The sequence below is a fragment of the Vibrio sp. SCP2 genome, assembly GCF_059295395.1.
This window is the reverse complement of the sequence record NZ_JCAFVV010000005.1, coordinates 22,999-48,503: the sequence shown is the minus strand read 5'-3', so window position 1 is coordinate 48,503 and position 25,505 is coordinate 22,999. Positions and strand designations below refer to the sequence as shown.

The 25,505-nt window shown below is 45.5% G+C and carries 28 protein-coding genes and 4 tRNA genes; 26 read left to right on the top strand and 6 right to left on the bottom strand.

Translation table 11 applies throughout. The annotated features are described in order from the left end of the window. The first annotated feature begins 109 nt into the window (after positions 1–109). The 8 genes from metK to ruvX all read left to right on the top strand — a co-directional run bounded on the left by metK (position 110) and on the right by ruvX (position 6,548). Positions 110–1,264 (top strand): methionine adenosyltransferase, encoded by a 1,155-nt coding sequence (gene metK, locus AC5O63_RS15095; protein ID WP_069667647.1) that lies wholly within the window; start codon positions 110–112, stop codon positions 1,262–1,264. Positions 1,265–1,535: 271 nt separating this feature from the next. Continuing rightward, the gene (locus AC5O63_RS15090) at positions 1,536–2,333 is read left to right on the top strand and encodes a DUF2189 domain-containing protein (RefSeq protein ID WP_171326131.1); all 798 of its coding nucleotides are present in this window, start codon (positions 1,536–1,538) and stop codon (positions 2,331–2,333) included. Positions 2,334–2,402: 69 nt separating this feature from the next. After that, entirely contained in the window at positions 2,403–2,900 is a 498-nt protein-coding gene (locus AC5O63_RS15085) for a SprT family zinc-dependent metalloprotease (RefSeq protein ID WP_494505485.1), read from the top strand. Between the two features lie 77 nt (positions 2,901–2,977). Then, positions 2,978–3,703 carry an endonuclease gene (locus tag AC5O63_RS15080; protein WP_494505484.1) on the top strand — a complete coding sequence of 242 codons (726 nt, stop codon included), beginning with the start codon at positions 2,978–2,980 and terminating at the stop codon, positions 3,701–3,703. Between the two features lie 92 nt (positions 3,704–3,795). Further along, positions 3,796–4,527 (top strand): 16S rRNA (uracil(1498)-N(3))-methyltransferase, encoded by a 732-nt coding sequence (gene rsmE / locus AC5O63_RS15075; RefSeq protein WP_494505483.1) that lies wholly within the window; start codon positions 3,796–3,798, stop codon positions 4,525–4,527. A gap of 13 nt (positions 4,528–4,540) precedes the next feature. Beyond that, positions 4,541–5,488, top strand: a complete 948-nt coding sequence (gene gshB, locus AC5O63_RS15070) for a glutathione synthase (RefSeq protein WP_069667652.1) — start codon at positions 4,541–4,543, stop codon at positions 5,486–5,488. A gap of 52 nt (positions 5,489–5,540) precedes the next feature. Next, on the top strand, positions 5,541–6,104 hold the full coding sequence (locus AC5O63_RS15065; RefSeq protein ID WP_004742520.1) for a YqgE/AlgH family protein: 564 nt from the start codon (positions 5,541–5,543) through the stop codon (positions 6,102–6,104). A gap of 18 nt (positions 6,105–6,122) precedes the next feature. Then, positions 6,123–6,548 (top strand): Holliday junction resolvase RuvX, encoded by a 426-nt coding sequence (gene ruvX, locus AC5O63_RS15060; RefSeq protein ID WP_004742519.1) that lies wholly within the window; start codon positions 6,123–6,125, stop codon positions 6,546–6,548. Positions 6,549–6,620: 72 nt separating this feature from the next. On the opposite strand, the gene AC5O63_RS15055 is transcribed toward ruvX, so the two are convergent. Further along, positions 6,621–7,406: a DUF4198 domain-containing protein gene (locus AC5O63_RS15055; protein ID WP_171326114.1), complete on the bottom strand. Its 786-nt coding sequence runs from the start codon at positions 7,404–7,406 to the stop codon at positions 6,621–6,623. A 25-nt stretch (positions 7,407–7,431) separates the two neighbouring features. After that, the gene (locus AC5O63_RS15050) at positions 7,432–7,743 is read right to left on the bottom strand and encodes a hypothetical protein (RefSeq protein ID WP_494505482.1); all 312 of its coding nucleotides are present in this window, start codon (positions 7,741–7,743) and stop codon (positions 7,432–7,434) included. Between the two features lie 218 nt (positions 7,744–7,961). Between AC5O63_RS15050 and AC5O63_RS15045 the strand changes: the two genes are divergently transcribed. From AC5O63_RS15045 to AC5O63_RS15035, 3 genes are read left to right on the top strand one after another with little or no spacing between them, the layout of a single operon-like run. Continuing rightward, positions 7,962–8,192: a FeoA family protein gene (locus AC5O63_RS15045; protein ID WP_494505481.1), complete on the top strand. Its 231-nt coding sequence runs from the start codon at positions 7,962–7,964 to the stop codon at positions 8,190–8,192. A gap of 22 nt (positions 8,193–8,214) precedes the next feature. Continuing rightward, positions 8,215–10,716: a ferrous iron transport protein B gene (gene feoB / locus AC5O63_RS15040; protein ID WP_494505480.1), complete on the top strand. Its 2,502-nt coding sequence runs from the start codon at positions 8,215–8,217 to the stop codon at positions 10,714–10,716. 2 nt (positions 10,717–10,718) lie between these two features. Beyond that, the gene (locus tag AC5O63_RS15035) at positions 10,719–10,874 is read left to right on the top strand and encodes a FeoB-associated Cys-rich membrane protein (protein WP_494505479.1); all 156 of its coding nucleotides are present in this window, start codon (positions 10,719–10,721) and stop codon (positions 10,872–10,874) included. Positions 10,875–10,961: 87 nt separating this feature from the next. Here AC5O63_RS15035 and AC5O63_RS15030 read toward each other — a convergent pair whose 3' ends face one another. Further along, positions 10,962–12,068 carry a PilT/PilU family type 4a pilus ATPase gene (locus tag AC5O63_RS15030; RefSeq protein WP_239854254.1) on the bottom strand — a complete coding sequence of 369 codons (1,107 nt, stop codon included), beginning with the start codon at positions 12,066–12,068 and terminating at the stop codon, positions 10,962–10,964. Positions 12,069–12,078: 10 nt separating this feature from the next. Further along, positions 12,079–13,116, bottom strand: coding sequence for a type IV pilus twitching motility protein PilT (locus AC5O63_RS15025; RefSeq protein WP_004742512.1), 1,038 nt, complete (start codon positions 13,114–13,116; stop codon positions 12,079–12,081). Positions 13,117–13,141: 25 nt separating this feature from the next. Between AC5O63_RS15025 and AC5O63_RS15020 the strand changes: the two genes are divergently transcribed. Genes AC5O63_RS15020 through hemW form a run of 7 tightly spaced genes read left to right on the top strand, consistent with a single transcriptional unit; the run spans position 13,142 to position 17,908 of the window. Then, the gene (locus AC5O63_RS15020) at positions 13,142–13,858 is read left to right on the top strand and encodes a YggS family pyridoxal phosphate-dependent enzyme (protein WP_494505478.1); all 717 of its coding nucleotides are present in this window, start codon (positions 13,142–13,144) and stop codon (positions 13,856–13,858) included. 25 nt (positions 13,859–13,883) lie between these two features. After that, complete coding sequence (gene proC / locus AC5O63_RS15015; RefSeq protein WP_494505477.1) at positions 13,884–14,702, top strand: pyrroline-5-carboxylate reductase; 819 nt, start codon at positions 13,884–13,886, stop codon at positions 14,700–14,702. A 39-nt stretch (positions 14,703–14,741) separates the two neighbouring features. Then, a complete protein-coding gene (locus tag AC5O63_RS15010) occupies positions 14,742–15,299 on the top strand; it encodes a YggT family protein (RefSeq protein ID WP_069667662.1) in 558 nt (185 codons plus the stop codon). Then, on the top strand, positions 15,299–15,589 hold the full coding sequence (gene yggU / locus AC5O63_RS15005) for a DUF167 family protein YggU (RefSeq protein ID WP_004742508.1): 291 nt from the start codon (positions 15,299–15,301) through the stop codon (positions 15,587–15,589). Before AC5O63_RS15010 ends, yggU begins: the two co-directional genes overlap by 1 nt. 53 nt (positions 15,590–15,642) lie before the next feature. Then, positions 15,643–16,074 (top strand): DUF4426 domain-containing protein, encoded by a 432-nt coding sequence (locus AC5O63_RS15000; RefSeq protein ID WP_049845523.1) that lies wholly within the window; start codon positions 15,643–15,645, stop codon positions 16,072–16,074. 34 nt (positions 16,075–16,108) lie between these two features. Further along, the gene (locus tag AC5O63_RS14995; protein WP_494505476.1) at positions 16,109–16,714 is read left to right on the top strand and encodes an XTP/dITP diphosphatase; all 606 of its coding nucleotides are present in this window, start codon (positions 16,109–16,111) and stop codon (positions 16,712–16,714) included. A gap of 18 nt (positions 16,715–16,732) precedes the next feature. Beyond that, a complete protein-coding gene (gene hemW, locus AC5O63_RS14990) occupies positions 16,733–17,908 on the top strand; it encodes a radical SAM family heme chaperone HemW (protein ID WP_494505475.1) in 1,176 nt (391 codons plus the stop codon). A gap of 286 nt (positions 17,909–18,194) precedes the next feature. Here hemW and glsB read toward each other — a convergent pair whose 3' ends face one another. Continuing rightward, entirely contained in the window at positions 18,195–19,115 is a 921-nt protein-coding gene (gene glsB / locus AC5O63_RS14985) for a glutaminase B (RefSeq protein ID WP_004742504.1), read from the bottom strand. Between the two features lie 135 nt (positions 19,116–19,250). Then, entirely contained in the window at positions 19,251–19,970 is a 720-nt protein-coding gene (gene trmB, locus AC5O63_RS14980) for a tRNA (guanosine(46)-N7)-methyltransferase TrmB (RefSeq protein ID WP_367938072.1), read from the bottom strand. A 189-nt stretch (positions 19,971–20,159) separates the two neighbouring features. Between trmB and mutY the strand changes: the two genes are divergently transcribed. From mutY to AC5O63_RS14940, 8 genes are all read left to right on the top strand, one after another. Continuing rightward, the gene (gene mutY, locus AC5O63_RS14975; RefSeq protein ID WP_494505474.1) at positions 20,160–21,215 is read left to right on the top strand and encodes an A/G-specific adenine glycosylase; all 1,056 of its coding nucleotides are present in this window, start codon (positions 20,160–20,162) and stop codon (positions 21,213–21,215) included. Positions 21,216–21,234: 19 nt separating this feature from the next. Beyond that, the gene (locus AC5O63_RS14970) at positions 21,235–21,507 is read left to right on the top strand and encodes an oxidative damage protection protein (RefSeq protein WP_004742501.1); all 273 of its coding nucleotides are present in this window, start codon (positions 21,235–21,237) and stop codon (positions 21,505–21,507) included. A gap of 69 nt (positions 21,508–21,576) precedes the next feature. Continuing rightward, positions 21,577–22,713: a membrane-bound lytic murein transglycosylase MltC gene (gene mltC, locus AC5O63_RS14965; RefSeq protein ID WP_494505473.1), complete on the top strand. Its 1,137-nt coding sequence runs from the start codon at positions 21,577–21,579 to the stop codon at positions 22,711–22,713. 103 nt (positions 22,714–22,816) lie between these two features. After that, positions 22,817–22,892: transfer RNA gene (locus tag AC5O63_RS14960), tRNA-Phe, on the top strand. 56 nt (positions 22,893–22,948) lie between these two features. Further along, positions 22,949–23,024, top strand: a tRNA-Thr gene (locus AC5O63_RS14955). A 7-nt stretch (positions 23,025–23,031) separates the two neighbouring features. Then, positions 23,032–23,107 (top strand) — tRNA-Phe (locus tag AC5O63_RS14950). Positions 23,108–23,162: 55 nt separating this feature from the next. Further along, a tRNA-Asn gene (locus AC5O63_RS14945) sits at positions 23,163–23,238 on the top strand. Positions 23,239–23,692: 454 nt separating this feature from the next. Next, positions 23,693–25,318 carry a methyl-accepting chemotaxis protein gene (locus AC5O63_RS14940; RefSeq protein ID WP_494505472.1) on the top strand — a complete coding sequence of 542 codons (1,626 nt, stop codon included), beginning with the start codon at positions 23,693–23,695 and terminating at the stop codon, positions 25,316–25,318. Positions 25,319–25,505 lie beyond the last annotated feature (187 nt).

The window sequence follows — 25,505 nt, the reverse complement described above, 5'->3', positions numbered from 1 at the left end:
AACTAAAATAGACGTCTAGATGTAGATACACCTACAGATATCAGTATTATTTATTAGTGCTCCCCTTTTGATAACGGAGCGCTCTCTAAAAATTTAAAGTGGAGCTCACATGGCTAAGCACCTGTTTACTTCTGAGTCTGTTTCAGAAGGTCATCCAGATAAAATTGCAGACCAAATTTCTGATGCAGTCCTTGATGCGATTCTAGAGCAAGACCCAAAAGCACGTGTTGCTTGTGAAACTTACGTAAAAACCGGCATGGTGATGGTTGGTGGTGAAATCACAACTTCAGCATGGGTTGATATTGAAGAGCTAACTCGCCAGACGGTTCGTGAAATTGGTTACGTTCACTCTGACATGGGTTTCGATGCTGACTCTTGTGCGGTTCTAAACACAATCGGTAAGCAATCACCAGACATCAACCAAGGCGTTGATAAAGCTGACCCTAAAGAGCAAGGCGCTGGTGACCAAGGTATCATGTTCGGTTACGCAACCAACGAAACTGACATCCTAATGCCAGCTCCGATTACTTACTCTCACCTTCTTGTTCAGAAGCAAGCTGAAGTACGTAAAAACGGTACACTGCCATGGTTACGCCCTGACGCTAAATCTCAGGTAACTTTCCAGTACGACCAAGGTAAGATCGTTGGTATTGATGCAGTTGTTCTTTCTACCCAGCACTGTGATTCAATCTCGACTCCTGACCTACGTGAAGCAGTTATGGAAGAGATCATCAAACCTGTACTGCCTTCTGAGTGGATCAACAAAGAGACAAACTTCTTCATCAACCCAACCGGTCGTTTTGTAATCGGTGGTCCTATGGGTGACTGTGGTCTAACTGGTCGTAAGATCATCGTTGATACCTACGGCGGTGCGGCTCGTCACGGTGGTGGTGCTTTCTCTGGTAAAGATCCATCAAAAGTTGACCGTTCTGCAGCATACGCAGCACGCTACGTTGCGAAAAACATCGTTGCTGCTGGTCTAGCGGATCGTTGTGAAATCCAACTTTCTTACGCGATCGGTGTTGCAGATCCAACGTCTATCATGGTTGAAACCTTCGGTACTGAAAAAGTATCGCAAGACGTTATTGTTGAAGCAGTTCGTCAAAACTTCGACCTTCGCCCATACGGCCTGCAAGAGATGCTGAACCTGCTTCAGCCTATCTACAAGAAAACTGCGGCATACGGCCACTTCGGTCGCGAAGAGTTCCCATGGGAAGCGACAGATAAAGCCGCTCTACTGCGCGAGTTCGCTGGTCTGAAGTAATCTTTGATTACACTATAAAAATATTAAGAACGTCTGGATTACCAGACGTTCTTTTTTTATGCGCAAAAAAACATCAAGAAATTTGTATTTTTTTGCCATGCGGTCAATAGTTAAAAATATGTTAACGAACAAATCGCATAACGACTTTGCTTCGTAAACTGTTTAACTGATGCGCCGCTTACATTATTAGAGGTCGCCAAGCCGGGCATCGAGTTTCGTTCACTGTCGCTCAAGAGCACAGTGTAGGTAGAGAATCGATCAAGGAGGATGTATGCCTCGTACGGTGAATCCACACGACTTCGATGACAAGAACAAAGAAGTCAAAGACTCAGAATACGCCCGCACGATTCCGTGTAATCAGGTCAGTATTTCTGCCCCGTTCCACTGGTTGTCGCTCGGTCTGCATGACTTTGTCCGTATGCCACTTATCAGCGCCTTTTACGGTTTGTGCTTTATGGCCGCCGCGATAGGTATTGTTTTACTTGTCCAATGGCAGGGCACTCACTTAGTCGTGATGCCAAGTCTCGTTGTCTATATGCTTATTGGTCCTTTCTTGGCACTTGGTCTTTATGATGCGAGCTGGGAAAGAGAAAAAGGCCACCACGCGAGCCTACTTCACTCAATGAAAGCAATTGGCCGTAACTCCACTTCCCAATGGGCATTTGCCGTGTTGCTAGCGGTATGTATGATCTTCTGGATGAGAATAGCAGCACTTCTACACGCTCTATATCCATCCGTCCAAGGTGCGCCGCTAACAGAATTTATGCCTTTCTTAGTCATAGGTTCACTGGTCGGTTTCGTTCTAGCATGTGTCGTATTCAGTATCTCAGCGTTTTCCATTCCATTAATGATGGAACGTCGCGTTGATATGATGACTGCAGTTTTCTCAAGCTTTAATGCAGTGAAATCGAATATACCAGCCATGATTGTCTGGGCAGCACTCATTTGTGGCGGTATTCTCGTCGGCTTTGCGACCTATGGAATCGGAATGCTGTTTACCATGCCAATTCTTGGTTATGGTACTTGGCACGCTTATCACGAAACGATCAAGAAAAAGCATCACCCATAAGTCGCGCTCTACGCTGAACCAGTATATGATTCGCCTCTAATTATAGAGGCGTTTTATTTGGAGTGTGCGTTGGACTTGGAACTTGAATACCGAGCAAAAAAGGTCATGGCTGACTGCATCCAGATCGCCTCACATACATTTAAGCGCTCATTTCCTCTCCCGCAATTGAGCTTCAATCTACGCGGCAAAGCGGCGGGTAAAGCCTACTTGCAACTGAATGAGATTCGCCTCAACCCAGTTTTGTTCACAGAGAATCAGCAGGCATTTTTAGCGGAAGTTATTCCTCATGAAGTTGCTCATCTGATTACCTACCAAGTCTATGGCCGCGTTCGACCACATGGTAAAGAGTGGCAAGGGGTCATGGAATCAGTATTTAACGTGCCAGCCCGCACCACCCACAGCTTCGAAACAACATCAGTGCAAGGGAAAACCTTTGAGTACGACTGTGGCTGTAGCACTTATCCGTTATCCATTCGTCGCCATAATAAAGTATTACGTAATCAAGCAAGTTATCGCTGCCAGCAGTGCCAGCAACCACTCAACTTTACCGGCAAGCAACTGTCATAATTAAGTAGAGCGTCATTAATTTATAGCTAGATTTGCGTGTTAAACTGCAGTTATTACTACTTTTCTAACACTTAATCATGAACAAATCTCTGTGGTTATCTGCTATCGGCTTGTTGTGCACTGCTGTTGTACATTCAGCGCCCCCTTCATCTTTCTCTAAGGCCAAAAAAGAAGCAGTAAAGATATACGCTGACCATCCAACCAGTTTTTATTGCGGCTGCAATATTTCATGGCAAGGTCGCAAAGGAGTTCCTGACTTAGAGTCATGTGGTTATCAGGTTCGTAAACAGCAAAAACGAGCGTCACGCATTGAATGGGAACATGTTGTTCCGGCTTGGCAGTTTGGTCACCAACGTCAATGCTGGCAAAATGGTGGACGTAAGAACTGCACTAAGAATGATAAAGCCTTCCGTATGATGGAAGCTGATTTACACAACCTGACTCCTGCGATTGGTGAAGTTAACGGAGACCGTTCTAACTATAACTTCAGTCAGTGGAATGGTGTCGATGGCGTAAGCTATGGTCGCTGTGAGATGCAGGTCAACTTTAAGCAGCGTAAGGTGATGCCACCGGATCGCGCTAAAGGTTCCATTGCCCGTACTTATCTGTACATGAGCCAAGAGTATGGCTTTCGCCTCTCTAAGCAGCAAACACAGTTAATGAACGCATGGAACAAGCAATTCCCCGTCGACCTTTGGGAATGCGAGCGTGAACAACGTATCTTCAAGGTTCAAGGTAATCACAACCCATTTGTGTATCAAGCTTGCCAGCGTTATAAATTAGCTCAAAAGAGTTTCTGGTAATTTATTGGAAACTCTTTCTAACCCTTGTTTTTTAAACCTAAAGCATCCATGTTAGAGAGAACTTCAAATCTCTTGCTGGAAATCGAGACACCATGCGAATCCCACGAATTTACCACCCAGAAGCCATTTCTCAGTTAGGCTCTTTGATGCTCAGTGATGACGCTGCTGGCCATATCGGTCGCGTGCTGCGCATGAAGGAAGGACAAGATATTTTACTGTTTGATGGTAGTGGGGCTGAGTTTCCAGCAACCATTGCGAATGTGTCGAAGAAATCAGTAGAAGTCGACGTCACGGAGCGTATCGAACGTAGCTCTGAATCACCGCTCGACCTACACCTTGGTCAAGTCATTTCACGTGGTGACAAAATGGAGTTCACCATTCAAAAATCGGTTGAGCTGGGTGTAAACACCATTACTCCCCTCATATCAGAACGTTGTGGCGTTAAGCTTGATCAAAAGCGTTTTGAAAAAAAGCTCGCTCAATGGCAAAAAATTGCTATTAGTGCTTGCGAGCAATGCGGACGTAACACCGTACCTGAAATTCGCCCAATTATGCCGCTTGAAGAGTGGTGTGCTGAAAAGTATGACGGCTTGAAACTCAATCTTCATCCTCGCGCAAAATACTCAATCAATACCCTACCCGCACCAGTTGAAAAAGTGCGTCTGTTGATTGGCCCTGAAGGCGGGCTATCCGTAGAAGAAATCGGCATGACTGAAGAATACAAATTTGAAGAGACGCTGCTTGGCCCACGCGTATTACGTACAGAAACAGCGGCTCTCACTGCAATTACAGCCTTGCAAGTTCGTTTCGGCGATCTTGGTTAAACGGAGAAAATACATGATCAAATTAGGTATCGTAATGGACCCAATCTCGTCCATTAACATCAAAAAAGACTCTAGCTTTGCCATGATGCTTGAAGCGCAGCGCCGCGGCTACGAAATTCACTACATGGAAATGCACGACCTACATCTAGATCAAGGTGTAGCTATTGCAGATACCAAAGTTGTTGAACTTAAAGAAGATCCAAACGGTTGGTATGAGTTCAAGTCGGAGCAAACTATTGAACTGTCTGAGTTAGATGCCGTTTTGATGCGTAAAGATCCTCCGTTTGATACTGAGTACATCTACGCGACATACATTCTAGAGCGCGCTGAAGAGCAAGGCACATTGATCGTCAACAAACCGCAAAGCCTACGTGACTGTAATGAAAAGCTATTCACGGCTTGGTTCCCTGAGCTCACTCCGACCACGATTGTGACGCGTAAAGCAGATAAGATTAAAGCTTTCCGTGAAGAGCACGGTGATGTGATCCTAAAACCTCTTGATGGCATGGGTGGCGCTTCGATCTTCCGCGTTAAAGAGAACGATCCTAACGTTTCGGTGATCATTGAAACCTTGACCAATCATGGTCAAAACTACGCAATGGCACAGACTTTCGTTCCTGATATCAGCAACGGCGACAAGCGTATTCTTGTCGTTGACGGCGAACCAATGCCTTACTGCTTAGCGCGAATTCCAGCCAAAGGTGAAACTCGCGGTAACTTAGCGGCAGGTGGCACAGGTGAAGCTCGACCACTTAGTGAGACAGATAAAAAGATCGCTGAGGCTGTAGCGCCTACACTTAAAGAAAAAGGACTGATCTTTGTTGGTCTCGACGTTATTGGTGACAAGCTGACAGAAATCAATGTAACAAGCCCAACATGTATTCGTGAAATCGAGGCTGCATTCGATGTGTCAATTACAGGCAAGCTAATGGATGCCATTGAGCGCCGCTTAAAGGCCTAATCATATTTGGGCAACGCTATTGGTTGCCCTTCTTTTGTAAGTGGGAGTCTTTATGAATTTAACCAACCATTTTTTAGTGGCAATGCCGGGGATGAAAGACCCCTACTTCCAGCGCAGTGTTATCTATGTGTGCGAGCACAATGAAGATGGCGCGATGGGTTTAATGATTAATGCTCCAATCGATATCACCATAGGTAAAATGTTGGAACGAGTCGATGTAGAGCCCTCTCACCCGAAACTTGTGACCGAGAGTTTAGACAAGCCAGTGCTTAACGGCGGCCCTGTCTCTGAAGATCGCGGTTTCATTCTTCATCAGCCTAAAGATGAATATGAATCAAGCATCAAGATGACGGATAACATCTCTGTCACCACCTCTAAAGATATTCTTGGCGTACTTGGGACAGAGGCTGAGCCAAACCACTATATCGTCGCTTTAGGTTATTCAGGTTGGGAAGCAGGTCAGCTAGAAATCGAGCTCTCTGAAAACTCTTGGTTAACCGTAGAAGCGGATCCAAACGTGATGTTCGATACACCAATCAATGAACGCTGGCAGAAAGCGGTACAAATGCTTGGTATTGACGTCTCGCAGCTCTCAAGTGATATCGGCCACGCATAACAAATAAGATACCTGTTTATGTCTAAAACAATTATGGCCTTTGATTTCGGCACCAAAAGCATTGGTAGTGCTATTGGACAAGAGATCACAGGCACAGCTTCACCACTAAAAGCATTTAAAGCCAATGATGGCATTCCAAACTGGGATGATATCGAGAAACAGATTAAAGAGTGGCAACCTAATTTACTGGTTGTTGGCTTACCCACCGATCTGTATGGCAAAGATTTAGAAACCATTACGCCAAGAGCAAAAAAGTTCGCCAACCGCCTGCATGGACGATTTGGTCTGCCTGTTGAACTCCATGATGAAAGGCTTTCTACCATGGAAGCACGCGCTGATCTGTTCGAGATGGGCGGCTATAAAGCCTTGAGCAAAGGCAATGTTGATTGCCAATCTGCGGTAGTCATTTTAGAAAGTTGGTTTGAAGCCCAATGGGGTGAGTAATCACTTACACTTAGTTGAGACTAAACGAAAAAAGCTGGCACCACTGCCAGCTTTGTTTTTATATCGAGTGGCTTATAGATCTTGTGCTTCAATCCAAAGTACTGCGTCTTGCGACAGTTCTTTACCTTTAAACTCGGTATCTGGACCAGAACCTAGACAAGCGAAGCCCCACTTGCCAGCTGTTGGGATGCCGAAAGTGAACATACCGTTGTCGTCTGTAATCGCAACGATAGCAGAAGCTGGAGTCGCACGGTGAGTGTCTTTACCAAACGCATTGGCTTTAGTATCGATATCAGTGTTTAGGAATTCAATCTCACACTCAACGCCAGCTGCTGGCTTACCCTCAGATAGAAGTTGACCAGTGAATGTGCTGCCTGCAAACACCTGGTAAGGCTTGTTCTTAGGAACGATTTCTGTCTTAAGGCCTAGAGGCTCTTCCCAACCTGTTGGCATTGCACCTTTGTTGATGTAGCGTTTAGTGATCTGTTGGATATAAATGTCTTCGCCACCTTCATAATAAGGCGCTGGTACTAGACCAAAGATGTAATCGCCGTTACGACGGATTTTGTAGTCTACCTTGTACGCATCTGCTTTGTTATCGTGACCAGCCCAAGAGATTTTCTTCAAATCTTTTAGTAGATCTGTCTTTTCACCTTTGAAGCTTACAAAGAACTCTTCTGGTTGACCCATGTCCATCACGTGACCATTTTCCATCGGGTGACCAAACACAAGTTTCATGTCGACAGTTGCTGGTTTTTCAAGCTGAGAAGTGGGTGTATACATCAATTGAAAGTGTGCTTGAGAAACTGCGGATAAAGAGAGTGCTGCCATACCAACAGCTAAAGATAGCTTTTTCATTTTTTATTTCCCTAAATATCAATAACTATTCAACAATATCTTTGCCATCGACTTCGATGGAGTGTCCTGGACCTGCATTAAACAGCACTTTGTAAGCGCCTTCAGGCTTATCAAATTCAATTTCACCATCTTGGTTAATTTCAGTTTTGATTAACTCTGTACCTGAGCCATCAACAACTAGGATCTCTACACCAGCAGCAGAGGAACCATCGGAGAAGCCACCTTCACAAAGAATGGTGTTATCTCCGAAGTCATAACAGGAAAATAAAGGAGTATGTGCAAGTGCCATGCTAGGTACAGCTGCACTAATCAGTAATAGCAGGGTCGATTTTTTCATTGTTAATTCCACTTTAAGCTTACGCAAATAGACAAATATTGAGACTAACTCTCAGCTTGATTGAGTGAAGACTAACGATCTAACCCTTTAAATGAAAGTGAGAATAATTCTTAAACTCACCTTCTTTGATTTAAATCATGTTTTTGAGGTTTATTTTTGATTTAATGACAGCCACCTGAATTACAATATTGAAATGAAACTAATAAAAAATAACGTTTATGGAAACCACTCTAAGCCGACTACCCATTAAGGCGCATGCAACTATCACTGCTCACCAGTCCGGTGGAGCGATTCGTCAACGCTTACTCGATTTAGGACTAATTCCACAAACCACTATTGAGTTTGTGCGTAAAGCACCTCTAGGCGACCCACTAGAGTTTCGCGTCGGAGCCACCAGCGTCGTGATCAGAAAAACAGAAGCAGACACTGTAATCGTGCGTTTAGATTAAGCGCTGGTAGTGAGGAAGAGTAATGCAACGGAAAAAAGTATTATTAGCTGGCCAACAAAATGCCGGAAAATCGACCATTTTCAACATGCTGACAGGAGCAAGGCAGCATGTCGCCAATTACCCTGGAGTGACCGTAGACAAGAAAACTGGCTACTTCTCTAACGATAATGGTGCCTATCAACTCATCGATTTGCCAGGCACCTACAGCTTAAGCTGCTTTTCGCTAGAAGAAAGAGTCGCTCGCGACGCATTAAGAAACGAGGCCGCGGATGTGGTCTTGAATGTTGTTGATTCCGCCAACCTTAATCGCTCTTTACATCTCACCATGCAGTTACTTGAGATGGAACTCCCACTCGCCCTCGCTCTCAACATGATGGACGTCGCACAAGCCGAAGGAATTACTATCGACTCACACTCTTTAAGCTTGGAACTCGGAGTCCCTGTCGTGGAGAGTATAGGCCGAAAAGGCAAAGGAGTTGAAGGCATCACCACTGCATTAGTAGAGGCCCAAATTGGCTCAACACCTGTTGAATATCCTCTCTTAGAGCCAGAACTTACCTCTTTAACCCAGTGGATAGATACCTATATTGAGCCACAGACCTACAGTAACCGCTGGCTTGCTCTACGACTACTTGAAGGTGATAGCCACATCGGAAAGTGGTTAGAAGATTTGATGCCCGAGCCACAGCTTAAGCAGCTAAGTACTAGAGTTGAACAACACTTAGACAAAATTACACAGACATTGAGTGGGACCGTCAGCGATTATATCGTCGCTCAGCGCCATCAGCGTGTATCAACAATTATTGAGCGCTGCACAACTCAATCCCTACACCAAAGTAATCAGCTTTCACTCACTGATAAAATCGATAGGGTGGTTCTGAACAAGTTCGGTGCCCCGCTGTTCTTAATTGCCACTGTGTTTATCATTTACCAGAGCTCTATTGTCTACGGCTATGAGCTGACCAACTATTGGTGGCCTTACCTTGCTGCATTACGTGAGTTGGTGGCAAGCTTACTTCCCGAAGCGGGCTTCTTGCACGACCCTTATGTTCGCTCACTAGGGCTATGGATCGTCGACTCAGCCAACACTCTACTCAACTACATCCCGATCTTTTTGATCCTTTTTGCCCTAATCGCAATATTGGAAGACTCGGGATATATGGCTCGAATCGCGTTTATTTCTGATCGAGTCTTGAACCGATTCGGCCTCCATGGACAAAGCACCCTACCGATGATTTTAGCCGGCGTATTCGCCGGAGGGTGCGCAGTACCCGGCGTTATGGCAACCAAAGGGATACCGGATAACCGAGCCCGTATCGCGACCATCTTAACGGTTCCTTATATGAACTGTTTGGCTAAAGTTCCCCTGTATACACTACTGCTCGGGATCTTCTTTGTTGAAGATAAGTCGTTGATGACATTTTATATTTCAACCATTTCTATTATTGCCGCCCTACTGGTCGCTAAACTACTGACGAAATCGGTGCTGCGACGTACTGAACAAGCACCATTTGTCATGGAACTGCCGCGCTACAACCTGCCTACAGCTCGCAGTGTCGTGACTCGTGCGATGGAGCGAACTTGGATGTACGTTCGCAAAGTCGGGACCATAGTGCTTGCGGTTTCAACCGTCATCTTCGTTCTGCTCCAGTTCCCGGGTATTCCTCAACAGGAACTCAATGATTATCAACTACGCGCAGAAAAAGCAGTGGCTCAATTCCAAAAAGCAGCCAACAAAACGCAATATGCTGATGCTTTTAATCAACAGACTTTGACGGATCTGGTCAACTTCTACACCGACTATCGTCAAGCAAAACTGAATGCCAAAGGCGCACAAGCCTCGCAGAAGGTAAACGCCGATTTTCAAGCTCGCAATGAGCTCTACTTCGCGATTACTGCTCGTAAGGGTGACAAAGATGCTAAGAAGCTTAACAAACCGCTGCGCAAGCTTGCTTCCGCACGTAAGAAAATTCGTCGTGAAATGAAAGAACGACGCTTAGAAGCTTCATTACTAGGTAGCTTTGGTCGCTCCATTGAACCTGTGACGCAATTTGCTGGTTTTGATTGGAAAATCAACGTCGCGCTGTTCTCTTCCTTTGCAGCGCGCGAAAGTAGTGTCGCAACCTTAGGGGTGCTGTTCCAACCAGAAGAGGACAGTAATCAAAAGCTTGAGCAACGAATGGCAGAATCAGATGAACTAGCGGGACATGGTGAGGTTGCGGCAGTGGCACTTATTCTGTTCTTCATTCTTTACCCGCCTTGCCTAGCGACCGTGATGATGATTAAGGTCCAAACCGGTCAGTACAGATGGCTGCTGCTATCGATTTTCTTGCCCACTTTACTCGGTTTTACAGTCGCAACAGCGGTGTACACCATTGGGACTCGCTTCGCACTCAGTGGCATTCAAGTCATGTCGCTGACTTACTTCTCCGCTCTATTGGCATTACTCATGGTAGGTTTACGCGATAGTGCGCAACAGAAAAAGCAGGGTAAGCCGATCCCAATTCAGATGATTGAGAAATAGCCATGTATCAACAAAACGTAGAAATGTGGGACATCCTGACCCTAGTGGTCGTTGTCGCTATCGCCGTAGTTTACCTCTACTCCCGTTTGGTGAAAAAGAAAGGCAGTTGTGGCAATGGATGTGGCGGTGACTGCGCCTCTCAAACTAAAAAGAAGTAACAACATAAACGAGAAAACCCAGCCAATACGGCTGGGTTTATTTTAATATCGCAGAGTTAAAAATAGTAATCGCTAGAGGCTAGAAGGCTAGTCCATATCAATCTTCACTCCACTGAGTGATCCTGAGCTAGATACATCACCACGTTGTGTTTTAAGCATTAGGCGTAAATCATTAGCTGAATCCGCACTGTGCATGGCATCTTCTTCACTGATCTTGTCTTCCACTACTAGCTGATAAAGCGCCTGATCAAAAGTTTGCATGCCAACCTCTTTCGATTTAGCCATGGTCGCTTTAAGCTCATGCAGATCACCGCGGCGAATCAGATCCGACACACGTGGGCTGTTGAGTAAAACTTCAAACACGCCGTGCCGACCTTGGCCATTTTTATCTCGAATAAGTTGCTGGCCTATTACACCACGTAGGTTCATTGATAAATCAAATAGGAACTGTTCTTTTTGCTCCTTAGGCACCAAATGAAGGATCCGCTCTAACGCTTGGTTAGCATTGTTTGCATGAAGGGTCGCCATACACAGATGCCCAGTTTCAGCAAAGGTCATTGCGTATTCCATCGTCTCACGTGTACGAATCTCACCTATTAAAATCATATCTGGAGCTTGGCGCAGTGAGTTCTTCAACGCCACTTCATAACTTTCGGTATCTAACCCCACCTCACGTTGCGTAACAATACAACGCTGATGCTCATGGACAAACTCTATCGGGTCTTCAACAGTCAAAATATGCCCTGTCCGGTGGCTATTACGAAACCCTGTCATTGCAGCCATGGTTGTCGACTTACCCGATCCCGTTGCTCCAACCACCAGCACCAAACCCCGTTTCGCAATCGATAAGTCTTGCAAAACATCTGGTAACTTAAGCTCATCAAAGGTAGGAATCTTGGTTTCAATTCGGCGAATCACCGCCCCAGGCAATTCGCGCTGATAGAATGCAGAGACACGGAATCGACCAAAGTGACGCACAATGGCAAAATTCGCTTCCTTGCTCGAATGAAACTCGTGTTGGCGATCATGATCCATAATCCCATCCAACAAAGAGCTCACAACAGCGTGCGATAGTTTGTCCCCGTGTGCACGCAATTCTCCATCAACACGGTAAAGAATTGGTGCATCAACTGTGATGTAAAGATCAGACGCATTCTGGTCGATCATCTGTTGCAAAAAAACATCAATATCCATAACTTTTTCCCTAGAACATTGAAGTTTCAAGTTCGATCTTCTTCGCTACTTCATCTTGATCAACAAGACCTTGCGCAATCAACTGCTTGGCATTTTGCTCCATGGTTTGCATGCCATGTGCCGCACCGGTTTGAATCACAGAAAACATCTGAGCAACCTTGTCTTCACGGATCAAGTTACGGATCGCCGGTGTCGCCATCATGATCTCATGACAAGCGGTACGGCCACCACCAATACGCTTCAGCAACTTTTGTGCAATGACTGCGCGTAATGACTCAGACAGCATGGAGCGAACCATGTCCTTATCACTCCCCGGGAAAACATCGATAATACGGTCGATGGTTTTTGCCGCTGAACTGGTATGCAAAGTACCAAACACCAAGTGCCCGGTTTCTGCCGCTGTCAGTGCTAGGCTGATTGTCTCTTGGTCACGCAACTCACCCACTAATATCACGTCTGGATCTTCACGCAGTGCACTGCGCAGCGCATTATTAAAACTATGCGTATCTCGATGAACTTCGCGTTGGTTGATTAAGCACTTATTATTGCTATGAACAAATTCAATTGGGTCTTCAATCGTCAGAATATGTTTATTGTGGTTGCGGTTGATATGGTCAACCATCGCCGCCAAAGTAGTGGACTTACCCGAGCCTGTAGGGCCCGTCACCAGTACCAAGCCTTTTTCCATATTGGAGATGCTTTCGAAGATTTGCGGGGCTGACAATTGCTCTAAGGTCGGAATCTCGGTCGGAATGGTGCGAAATACCGCTGCGCAACCACGCGCTTGGTTAAATGCATTAACACGGAAGCGACCAACATTCGGCAGCTCAAAAGAAAAGTCGACCTCAAGGCGCTCTTCAAATTCACTGCGTTGACCATCATTCATAATTTCGAATACTAAACGATGCACATCTGCATGGCTAAAAGCAGGTACGCCAAGCTTTCTTACTTCACCATCTATCCGTACCATTGGAGATACTCCTGCAGAAAGATGTAGATCTGAAGCATTATGCTTTACACTAAAATCCAGTAATTCGGCGATATCCATTTAAAATCCTTAAGTAAAATCTGCTATGACTAGTATTCAACAAAACATTGAACAGATCACCTCACAGATTGAGGGCGCACAACAAAAGTGTGGACGCGGTCGAGACACAGTGCAACTTCTGGCAGTAAGTAAAACTAAGCCAGTCGAGGCAATTTTAGAGGCAGCTCAAGCCGGGCAAGTCTCTTTTGGCGAGAACTATGTGCAGGAAGGCGCAAACAAAGTCGAGTATTTTGCCGAGCACCATCCACAGTTAGAGCTTGAGTGGCACTTTATCGGTCCAATCCAGTCCAATAAATCACGCCATGTTGCTGAGAACTTTGCTTGGGTTCATACCGTTGATAGAGCCAAGATTGCTAAGCGCCTCAACGAACAAAGGCCAGATGGTATGGCACCAATACAAGTGCTGATCCAAGTCAACACCAGCGGCGAAGATTCGAAATCAGGCATCAATGATGATGAAATCTTTGAGCTAGCAGAGTTGATTTCTAGCCTGCCCAACCTCACTTTAAGAGGATTGATGTCAATTCCGGCTAACGTCTCAGACTATGCCTCTCAGCTAGACGCCTTTACTCAACTAGCTCAACTAAAAGAGAAGCTTGCGCAGCGTTTTCCAGAGCAAAACATCGATACCTTATCAATGGGGATGAGCGGCGATATGCAAGCAGCAATTGAAGCTGGCAGTACTATGGTACGCATCGGCACAGCGATATTTGGCGCACGAGATTACAGTAACAAAGCGTAAGCGGTTCACAAGGATCACAACAGTAATGGAACATAAGAAAATTGCCTTTATCGGCGCAGGAAACATGGTTAAAGCCATAGTGTCGGGCTTAGTGGCTGATGGTTATCCAGCGGAGCTCATTACAGCGACTGCGCCGTCAGAGACACGCCGAGTGCCTTTAGAGCAAGAGTTTGGTATTCGTACCACCGATGACAACCTTCAAGCGGCGCAGCAAGCAGACGTTGTCGTACTGTCGGTAAAACCTCAAATGATGGAACAAGTGTGCAAACCACTGCAAGACATCGATTGGTCACAAAAACTGGTGATTTCCATTGCTGCTGGTATTCAAAGTGCCCGCTTTGACCAAATGCTTGATTGTGAACTTAACCTTGTTCGCGTCATGCCGAACACACCTTCGCAACTCGGGCTAGGTATGAGTGGTCTTTATGCGCCAGAAAAAGTATCGCAGCGAGATAAAACCTTCGCCGCCGCGCTGATGGAATCATGCGGCAAAGTATGCTGGGTTGAACAAGAATCTGGCATCAACAATATTATTGCGGCAGCTGGTAGTGCGCCTGCGTATTTCTTCTTGTTTATGGAAGCGATGCAAGCTGAAGCCATCGCTCAAGGTTTTGATAAGCAAACGGCTCGCTTGCTGGTGCAACAATCGGCTCTTGGCGCTGCGAGTATGGTTGAAGGTAATCCCGATACTGAACTTTCAACCCTGCGTGAGAACGTGACTTCAAAAGGTGGCACCACCGCAGAAGCACTGCGAACATTCAACCAACATCAACTTTCAGATATAGTAGCCAAAGCGATGCAAGCGGCGGTTTCACGCGCTGAAGAGATGGAAAAATTATTTTAAATGACCAGAGCAATAGTCTCTAGACAATAAGGGTAACCTATGAATTCAATGAGTTTTCTGATTTCCACCCTGTTTGATCTCTACATCATGGTGGTGATCTTACGTATTTGGTTACAAGCTGCCCGTGCAGACTTCTATAACCCGTTTTCGCAATTTATCGTCAAGGCTACTCAACCAGTGATCGCACCGCTGCGTCGTGTAATCCCTTCTGTCGGCAGCATTGATTTAGCGACTCTGCTATTTGCCTATGTGCTTTGTGTGCTTAAATTTGTCGCGCTTATTCTAGTCGCTTCAAATGGCTCCGTTTCATTCAGTGCTGACTTCCTATTCTTAGGCCTATTGTCATTGGCTAAAGCAGCAGGCGGCTTATTGTTCTGGGTGCTATTAATCCGCGCAATTCTAAGCTGGGTGAGCCAAGGCCGTAGCCCGATTGAGTATGTTTTCCATCAGCTAACAGAGCCTATGCTAGCGCCGATTCGTCGTATTATTCCTGCGATGGGTGGCTTTGACCTAAGCGTACTGGTGCTGTTTATTGCGCTACAGTTTGCCAATTTCTTGATGGGTGACCTGATCGGCCCTATCTGGTTCCAACTATAATGTCACAAGCAGCTTGGTTTGATGGTGAAGACCTTGTTATTCGGCTCTATATTCAGCCGAAAGCAAGTCGAGATAAGATTGTAGGTCAACACGGCGAGGAGCTGAAAATAGCGATTACAGCGCCTCCTGTCGATGGTAAAGCCAACGCTCATCTGAGTAAGTATCTCGCCAAGCAATTTAAGGTGGCAAAGGGATTAATAACAATAGAAAAAGGCGAGCTGGGCAGACATAAACAAGTCCGAATCAGCTCTCCATCCCAAATACCTAACGAGATAGAAGCCATCCTGTGATGGCTTTTTATTTGTGTTCATGTAGAGCACATGCCCAATACAAAGGAAGCACTATGAAACAGTGGATCACTCTTATTCTTGCTACAGCCTTAGCCCTACCTGCATGGGCAGGTCAGTTTAAAACCATTAAAGATGTTGAAGTACATTATTCAGCCTTTAACTCAACCTTTTTAACCCCTCAAGTCGCGCGCAGCTACAAACTCAAGCGTAACGGTTACTCAGCTATTCTCAATATAAGCGTGTTAGATAACTCTCAAGTGGGCAAACCTGCGATCACCGCAGAGCTTTCTGGCAGCGCAAAAAACCTGATTGGTCAAACGCGCGAACTCAGCTTCCGCGAAGTGAAAGAAGGCAGTGCTATTTACTATCTTGCTGAGTTTCCGATCTCAGACGAAGAGCGACTCACCTTCAACATTGACGTTAGCGCTGGTAATAAAGGCGCAGGGGCATTAAAGTTCACCCAAAAATTTTATGTCGAAGAATAGAAATCGACAGTCGAGAAATAGATAAGGCGATACGATGAAAAGCAATAAGATTGTTCTAGCGACCGGTAACCAAGGCAAAGTTCGCGAAATGGCGGATTTACTGTCTGACTTTGGTTTTGATGTTGTTGCTCAAAGCGAGTTCAATGTGTCTGAAGTAGCAGAGACAGGAACAACATTCATTGAAAACGCTATCATCAAAGCGCGTCATGCTGCTAAAGAAACTGGGCTTGCCGCTATCGCCGATGATTCCGGTCTCGAAGTTGATTTTCTAAAGGGTGCTCCTGGTATTTACTCGGCTCGTTATGCAGGTGAAGATGCGAGTGATCAGCAGAACCTAGAAAAACTGCTTGAAGCAATGAAAGATGTCCCAGAAGAACAACGCACTGCTCGCTTTCACTGCGTGCTAGTACTGATGCGTCATGAAAACGACCCAACCCCAATCGTCTGTCACGGTAAATGGGAAGGACGTATCTTAACTAAAGCACACGGCGAGAATGGCTTTGGCTACGACCCTGTATTCTTTGTCCCTGAAGATAACTGTGCTTCAGCAGAACTAGAACCTACACGTAAAAAACAGCTTTCTCACCGCGGAAAAGCATTGAAACAGCTTTTTGCGACGCTATCTGAGCAAGCGGTCTAGGTCTTCTTTTTCACCACTATGAATCAGTTAATTCCACCAGCACTGAGTCTTTATGTACACATCCCGTGGTGTGTACAAAAGTGCCCTTATTGCGATTTTAACTCGCACGCGCTCAAAGCAGATATTCCAGAGCAAGAGTACATTGCTGCCCTGTTACAAGATTTAGATGCAGATATTGAGCGCTACCAGATTGCCGACAATCAGCGCCAACTGCACTCGATTTTTATTGGTGGCGGTACACCAAGTCTGATTTCAGCCCAAGGGATCGCAAACTTGTTGCAAGGTATCGAGGCGCGAATTCCATTCAAGTCAGACATCGAAATCACAATGGAAGCCAATCCCGGTACCATAGAAGCGGAACGTTTTGCTGGTTACCAAAAAGCGGGAGTGACTCGAATATCTGTGGGTGTACAGAGTTTTGAGCAGCAGAAACTAGAAAGGCTTGGGCGCATTCACGGTCAAGATGAAGCGGTAAATGCAGCTAAGCTTGCCCATAAAATTGGCCTCAACAGCTTTAACCTCGATCTTATGCATGGCCTACCGGATCAGTCTGTTGATCAAGCACTAAGCGATCTGGAAAAGGCGATCGAACTCGATCCCCCACACTTATCTTGGTATCAGTTGACGATCGAGCCAAACACCATGTTCTACTACAAGCAGCCAACTTTGCCTGACGACGATGATTTGTGGGATATCTTTGAGTTAGGGCATAAAAAGTTAGCTGACGCAGGCTATGTGCAGTACGAGATCTCAGGCTACAGCAAGCCCGGTTATCAGTGTCAGCATAATCTCAACTACTGGCGCTTTGGTGACTACCTCGGCATTGGCTGCGGCTCACACGGCAAAATAAGCTTTGCTGATGGTCGCATTGTACGTACTACCAAGATTAAGCATCCTAAAGGCTATCTTGCGGCTTACGACAATATGGTTAAGCCTTATCTCAACAGCGAACACGAAGTCGCTTTTGAGGATCGCCCATTCGAGTTTTTTATGAACCGCTTCCGCCTGATAGAAGCGTGCCCAAAACAAGACTTCTTAGATACGACTGGGCTTAGCTTTGCAGCCATTCAAGAGACCATAGATTGGGCAATTGAAATGGGCTATATCGATGAGAGCGACACTCACTGGCAAATCACCGAGAAAGGCAAACTGTTCCTCAACGATTTACTAGAAGCCTTTATGGTGGAAGAGTAGAGCGTAAATAGGATGCGGGAACGGACTTCGTCCTATGGAGAGCGGAAGAGTTTGAAGGGTTGGCGTTTTGCGCTAACCCTTTATTTTTTGTCATCCTCAAGAACGAGGAACGAGTGAGTTGGGGATCTCTTGAAACGAATCGATATCTTAATGGGATTCCCTACTCGCTCCTTCGTCACTCTATGGAATGACCGATTAATAAGACAGAGATTCTCTCGAAGGGCGAAGCCCGTTCCCGACTCTCGCGGGCGCAGCCCGATCTCGGAGCAAAGCGTTCTTCAAACCTCTAAAAAATAGATCGCCCAATACGTTCTGCTAACAGTTCTAGCGCTTTGGTTCCTGCTAAAGAGTTACCTGATGGATCCAGTTCTGGTGACCAAACAGCAATCGTCATTTCACCCGGTACAACTGCCATAATACCGCCACCAACACCCGACTTTCCTGGCATACCCACTCGGTAGGCAAACTCACCTGCACCATCGTATAGACCACAGGTCGCGAGCAAAGCATTCAGCTGCTTGGTTTGCGTTGGTGTAATGACTGGCTTTCCGGTCTGAACTGAAGTTCCTTTGTTAGCAAGGTAGCTAAAGGTTTTTGCCAAATCGACACAGCTCATCTTAAGTGCACACGCGTGGAAATAGTTGTTTAGTACAGGGATGACTTCATTTTCAAAGTTACCAAACGAGCGCATTAGATAGGCAATTGCCGCATTGCGGTCGCTGTGCATCATCTCTGAAGCGGCCACAATCTTGTCGTAACAGATATGAGTATCACCAGACAACTGGCGAACAAACTCCAATAAACGCTGGCGAGGAGCCGACAAGCGGCTATTGAGCAAATCCGCCACCACAATGGCTCCGGCATTGATAAACGGATTGCGTGGAATGCCCTGCTCCATTTCAAGCTGAATAAGAGAGTTAAATGCTTGCCCAGAAGGCTCTTTACCAACACGAGCCCAAATCTCTTCAGGTTTATACAAACACATCGCTAGCGTCAGGCTGAGCGCTTTGGAGATTGATTGAATAGAAAATGCTTCATCAGCATCACCCGCTTTGATCACTTCACCTTGATTGGTAAAAACAGCAATACCAAACTTTGAAGCGGGTACTTTCGCCAAGGCAGGAATGTAGTTAGCAACCTTACCTTGACCGATAAGTGGGCGAACCTCTTCTAGAATCTCTTGTAATATTTGTTGTGTCGGTTTCATCAGCAACCTTAAAAATCAATCAGTTATTATTATTTTCTTGTAGGGTCAAAAAAGCCAACATAGGCATGTTGGCTTTTAAATTCTATTCGATGCGCTGCTCTCGTCTTCAGAAAACAGTCAATGCATTCGTTTTGGTTATTTTACGCGCTTAAACTTAATATCCCAAACGCCGTGACCTAAACGGTGACCACGTGCTTCAAATTTTGTTAGCGGGCGCTCATCTGGGCGAGGGACAAAGTCGCCTTCTTTAGCGATATTTTCGTAACCCGGCGCTTCGTTCATCACTTCAATCATATGCTCAGCGTAGTTCTCCCAGTCCGTTGCCATGTGGAAGATACCTTCACCTTCGATAAGCTTCTGGCGAACCATTTCAGCAAAGTCTAACTGAACGATACGACGCTTGTGGTGACGCTTTTTGTGCCATGGGTCTGGGAAGAATAGCTGTAGAGTCGCTAAGCTGCTGTCAGGAATCATGTTAGCGAAAACTTCTACCGCATCGTGACACATTACGCGCAGGTTAGTAATGCCTGCGTCACGCGCATCTGAAAGACATGCACCAACGCCTGGACTATGCACTTCAATACCGATGAAGTTCTTCTCAGGAGCGTTTTTCGCCATTTCTACTAGCGACGCGCCCATGCCAAAACCAATTTCTAGAACGACAGGGTTGTCATTACCAAACACTTCTTTCCAATCAAGAAGCTGTTCTTGGTAATCAATACCCATAGTCGGCCAGCACTCATTCATCGCGTTTTCTTGACCCTTGGTCAAACGACCTTCGCGTCGAACAAAGCTGCGAACTTTGCGTATCAGTTTACCGTCTTCGTTGTACTCGTTAGTGGTCACTTCACTCATGATTTTGCCTGTTTAAAAATTGGTCTCGCCTCAAAGGGATTGTGATTATCCAAAGAATTGCTATCGGTGCAAGTTTTTTAGCGAATTTCAGCTTCGTTCGCTTATATCCTTACTCTTTATCGGTTGTACTTTACCCACGTTATATGGTGCAATTTTGCCTAATTACACAACAACAATATTGAGCATATCGTGACCCCATTTGCCAGTGCCATCTTAGATTGGTACGAAAACTATGGACGTAAGAGCCTACCTTGGCAGCAGGATAAAACTGCTTATAGCGTATGGCTATCAGAAATCATGTTGCAACAAACTCAGGTTGCGACCGTGATTCCCTATTACCAACGGTTTCTAGAGCGCTTTCCGACCGTGGTTGATCTTGCCAATGCAGAGCAAGATGAGGTTCTTCACCTCTGGACAGGTTTAGGTTATTACGCTCGTGCTAGAAACCTGCACAAAGCCGCCAAAATTGTCGCGCAAGAATATGATGGCCAGTTTCCATTGGATATTGAGCAAATGAATGCCCTACCGGGAATCGGCCGCTCTACCGCTGCGGCTGTCCTATCATCAGTTTACAAACAGCCTCACGCTATTTTAGATGGTAACGTCAAAAGAACCCTAGCGCGAAGTTTTGCCGTCGAAGGCTGGCCGGGGCAAAAGAAGGTCGAAAACCAACTTTGGCAATACGCAGAAGAACATACACCGGATGTCGATGTCGATAAATATAACCAAGCCATGATGGATATGGGGGCGATGGTCTGCACGCGCAGCAAACCAAAATGTACATTGTGCCCTGTTGAATCTTATTGCATCGCGAATAGGCAAGGTAACCCACTCGATTATCCAGGCAAAAAACCTAAGAAAGACAAGCCAATAAAAGAAACTTGGTTTGTCATGCTGCACTACCAAGGGCAAGTTTGGCTAGAACAACGCCCTCAATCCGGTATTTGGGGTGGTTTGTTCTGCTTCCCTGAAAATCCAGATTCAGAGCTTGCGCATCAGCTTGATATTCGAGGAGTGTCTTCGAAAATGATTGAGCAGCAAACTCAGCTGATCGCCTTTCGCCATACCTTTAGCCATTACCACCTCGATATCACACCAATTTTGGTAGACCTATCAAAGCAACCTCATGTGATAATGGAAGGAAGCAAAGGTCTTTGGTATAACTTATCGCAACCTGAAGAGATTGGCTTAGCCGCACCAGTAAAACAGTTACTGGAAAGCTTACCATTCGAACTTCAAAGCTAATTATTGTTAAGGAGTCGTTATGAGCCGCACTGTATTTTGTGCTCGACTACAAAAAGAAGCCGATGGATTAGATTTCCAACTTTATCCAGGCGAGCTAGGCAAACGTATTTTTGATAACATTTCAAAGCAAGCTTGGGCTGAGTGGCAACACAAGCAGACCATGTTGATCAATGAAAAGAAGCTCAACATGATGGATCCTGAGCACCGCAAGTTGATCGAAACCGAAATGGTTAACTTCCTGTTTGAAGGTAAAGACGTTCATATCGAAGGCTACACTCCACCAAGCGAGTAACGAATAGCCCAAGTTGAAACAGAGAAATGACATCATTGCCCGCAGTGATGTCATTTTTTTAGGAGAGTTATGAGAAAGTTAGCGTACTTTTTAATTGCAGTGACACTGACAGGCTGTAGCCGCGAGTTTGTAGAAAGCCTTTATGATGTCAATTATGAACCGACCAATAGGTTTGCGAAGAACCTTGCAGAGCTACCGGGGCAATTTCAGAAAGATACTGCAGCTCTCGATGCGCTCATCAGCAGCTTTTCTGGCAACATTGAAAAACGCTGGGGACGAGGAGAAATTAAATTTGCTGGCAAAAGCAATTACGTAAAGTACATCGATAACTATCTTAGCCGCTCCGAAGTAAACTTTGATAAAGGCTTGATTACTATAGAAACCGTCTCCCCAACTGACCCCAAGAGACACCTTAAAAACGCGATCGTTACCACTCTTCTCACTCCTGATGATCCCGCTAACGTCGATCTGTTTTCTTCCAAAGACGTCAAACTTGAAGGGCAACCTTTTCTCTACCGACAAGTGGTCGATCAAGACAAAAAGGCAATTCAATGGTCTTGGCGCGCCAATCGTTTCGCTGATTATTTGATCGCTAATAAGCTAAAAGTGAAAAATGTCGACTTTAAGAAAGCGTATTACGTCGAAATTCCGATGGTCGAAGAACAATTTGAGATTCGTAGTTACAAATACGCCGACATTGTTCAGCGCGCTTCACGTAAATATGACATCCCAGAAGACCTGATCTACGCAATCATCAAAACAGAAAGTAGCTTCAATCCATATGCGGTTAGCTGGGCGAATGCGTATGGCTTGATGCAAGTCGTGCCAAAAACAGCCGGAAAAGACGTCTTCAAGTTAGTAAAGAAAAAATCGGGACAACCTTCACCGGAATACCTGTTTAATCCAGAGAACAATATCGATACCGGTACCGCCTATTTCTATATTCTCAAAAATCGCTACCTGAAAGATGTCAGCCACCCCCTTTCATTGGAGTACAGTATGATTTCTGCTTACAACGGAGGCACAGGTGGGGTACTCAATACTTTCAATCGCAAAGACCGTAAACGTGCAATGCGCGATCTTAACTCACTGCAACCCAATCAAGTTTATTGGGCGCTTACTAAAAAGCACCCCAATGCGGAAGCACGTCGCTATCTAGAAAAAGTTACCAAATTCAAAAAGGATTTTAACTCTGGTAAAACATAATCATCAAAAACGCCTAAATAATCGGCACTCAACCACTTTTTTGAATTTTTTTCTAAAAACAAGTTGACGGCAAGACCGAAAATCCGTTTAATAGCGCTCCGTCGCCCGGATAGCTCAGTCGGTAGAGCAGAGGATTGAAAATCCTCGTGTCGGTGGTTCGATTCCGCCTCCGGGCACCACAATTTGATTGTTGGTGTCTAAGACATCAATAAGTTAGCAAAAAGAATATTAGTGTGCCGACTTAGCTCAGTAGGTAGAGCAACTGACTTGTAATCAGTAGGTCACCAGTTCGATTCCGGTAGTCGGCACCATTCTTTTGCCTCGATAGCTCAGTCGGTAGAGCAGAGGATTGAAAATCCTCGTGTCGGTGGTTCGATTCCGCCTCGAGGCACCATTATTTGGTGCTTAACAAATAATGGTCTTAAAGACCTGTTGTTAACACAAATAATTCCCCCTTAGTTCAGTTGGTAGAACGGCGGACTGTTAATCCGTATGTCGCAGGTTCGAGTCCCGCAGGGGGAGCCATATTAGAGAAAGCCTCATCGCAAGATGAGGCTTTTTCGTTTCTACTGCTCCTGGTTTGTTCCAAACCAATGTCTCAGCCGAAGCGTCGGACCGTCCTAGCCGCCCGCGTTGAGTCCCAACAAGGGGAGCCATATTAAAGAAAGCCTCGTCGCAAGATGAGGCTTTTTCGTATATATCCCAAAAACTCATCTCCCATTGCGAAAATTCACTGTCCTGAGTACACCTGCTTGTCGTTCTACTCAATTCTCTTACTATTAAAATTGCCACCTACGTCGAGTTTATGCTTGTGCTGTCGTAAAAAACGACTTATTTCACGCTAAAAATTTAATCTAAATCATAGTTTGAACTCAGTCTGCTATTAGGTTTAGAGCATCTCAAATAAGATGACAACAATATTACAATAAGACACCAACTTCGTTTTCGTTCGAAATCGACCTATTGATGAGCAATTTTTATGAAACTTAAGACACAAGCTTATTTATTATCAGGAATTATCTTGATCGCCTTGCTTGCGTTAACCGCAACAGGTCTCTGGACTCTTCGCGTGGCAAGTAACTTAGACAACAAGGCACGCGTAACAGAATTGTTCCGCAGCGCCTACAGTATCCTTACTGAAGTCGAACAGATGGCGATCGACGGCACGCTTGAAGAGCAACAAGCTAAAGCACTAGCAACGCGCTTACTGCGCAACAACATCTACAAAGACAATGAGTATGTTTACGTTGCCGATGAGAAGATGACCTTTGTGGCCACCCCTCTTGATCCACAACTCCATGGAACGAGTTTCCATGACTTCAAAGATGGCGACGGCAACAGCGTTGGGCAACTCATTCTCGACGTACTAGGACGCAAAACTGGACAGATGGTTGAGTATACTTGGACGCAGAAACAACCAGATGGCAGCATCGAAGAGAAGCTTTCTATCGCAGAAAAAACGCCTCACTGGGGCTGGGTGGTAGGCACAGGTATCGGCTTTAATGAAGTCAATGCTCGCTTCTGGTCTACGGCGCAATGGCAGCTGGTACTCTGTTTGGGTATTGCGGGCGCAATCTTAGCCACATTAATTGTGTCAATCCGCCGTATGCTCACTCTTCTTGGTGGAGAGCCACAAGAAGTACGCCGAGCGGTGCAAGAAGTCGCGAAAGGCAACATCCAGACAACGTTTGAAAATCAAGCCGATGATGGCAGTATTTACCAAGCGGTTCAGCAGATGAGCCAGTCTTTAGCTCAGCTAGTGGGTAACCTTGAAAGTTCTATGCATGATTTACGCAGCGAGTTGGCGAGCGTAGAAGATCGCGCAGGAAGTATTGCCCAGCTAACTGATTCTCAGCAACAATCTACTGCAATGATCGCTACGGCAATGACAGAAATGGCCTCTTCAGCAAGCAATGTTGCCGATTCAGCCAGTGATACTGCAAGAAACACCGATGAAGCTGACAAACAAAGCCAACATACTCAGCACCTGATTCATAATACTGTCGATAATATTCAAGGGTTAGCCACTCAATTAGGTACAGCGAGCCAAGCGGTGGCAGATCTAGATAACGATGTAAATAATATCGTTAAGGTTCTCGATGTTATTGGTGATATTGCCGAGCAAACTAACCTGCTAGCGCTTAATGCGGCTATCGAAGCAGCCCGCGCTGGTGAGCAAGGCCGTGGTTTCGCAGTGGTTGCCGATGAGGTTCGTAACCTAGCGGGTCGAACCCAAGACAGCACTAAAGAAATTCAGCAGATGATTAGCAACCTGCAAGAAGGCTCACGCAACGCAATCCAGACTATGGAAGTCTGTGCAGAAACCAGTGAAAGCACTGTTCAAGAGTCGCAAAATGCTTCTGAGGCATTGCAGCAAATCGTTGTCGCACTAGAGTCTATTACCCAAATGAGCCAGCAAATTGCCACTGCGGCGGCTGAACAGACTCAAGTGAGTGATGATATTTCTCAGCGAATCAATATGATCGAAGAGAGCGGCAACCAGTTAAGTAGCGTCGTCACCGAGAGTCATAACAGTACTCAAAGCCTAGCAAGATTGGCTAATGAGCTAGAAAACTGGGTAAGCAAGTTTACTGTTAAGCACTAATTCCGCTTGGAGTAGCAAAAAGCACGCCTCTTCGCGTGCTTTTTTGTTGTCTAAACTGGACTATTTCACCTATCAAAGCGTATAGCGCCTATTGTCCTCTATACATTTAATATCCAAAATGGATAAAAACAGCCCATTAAGTATAGAAAAACAACAAACGATATTTTTTTTGCATTTTAATGTTGAC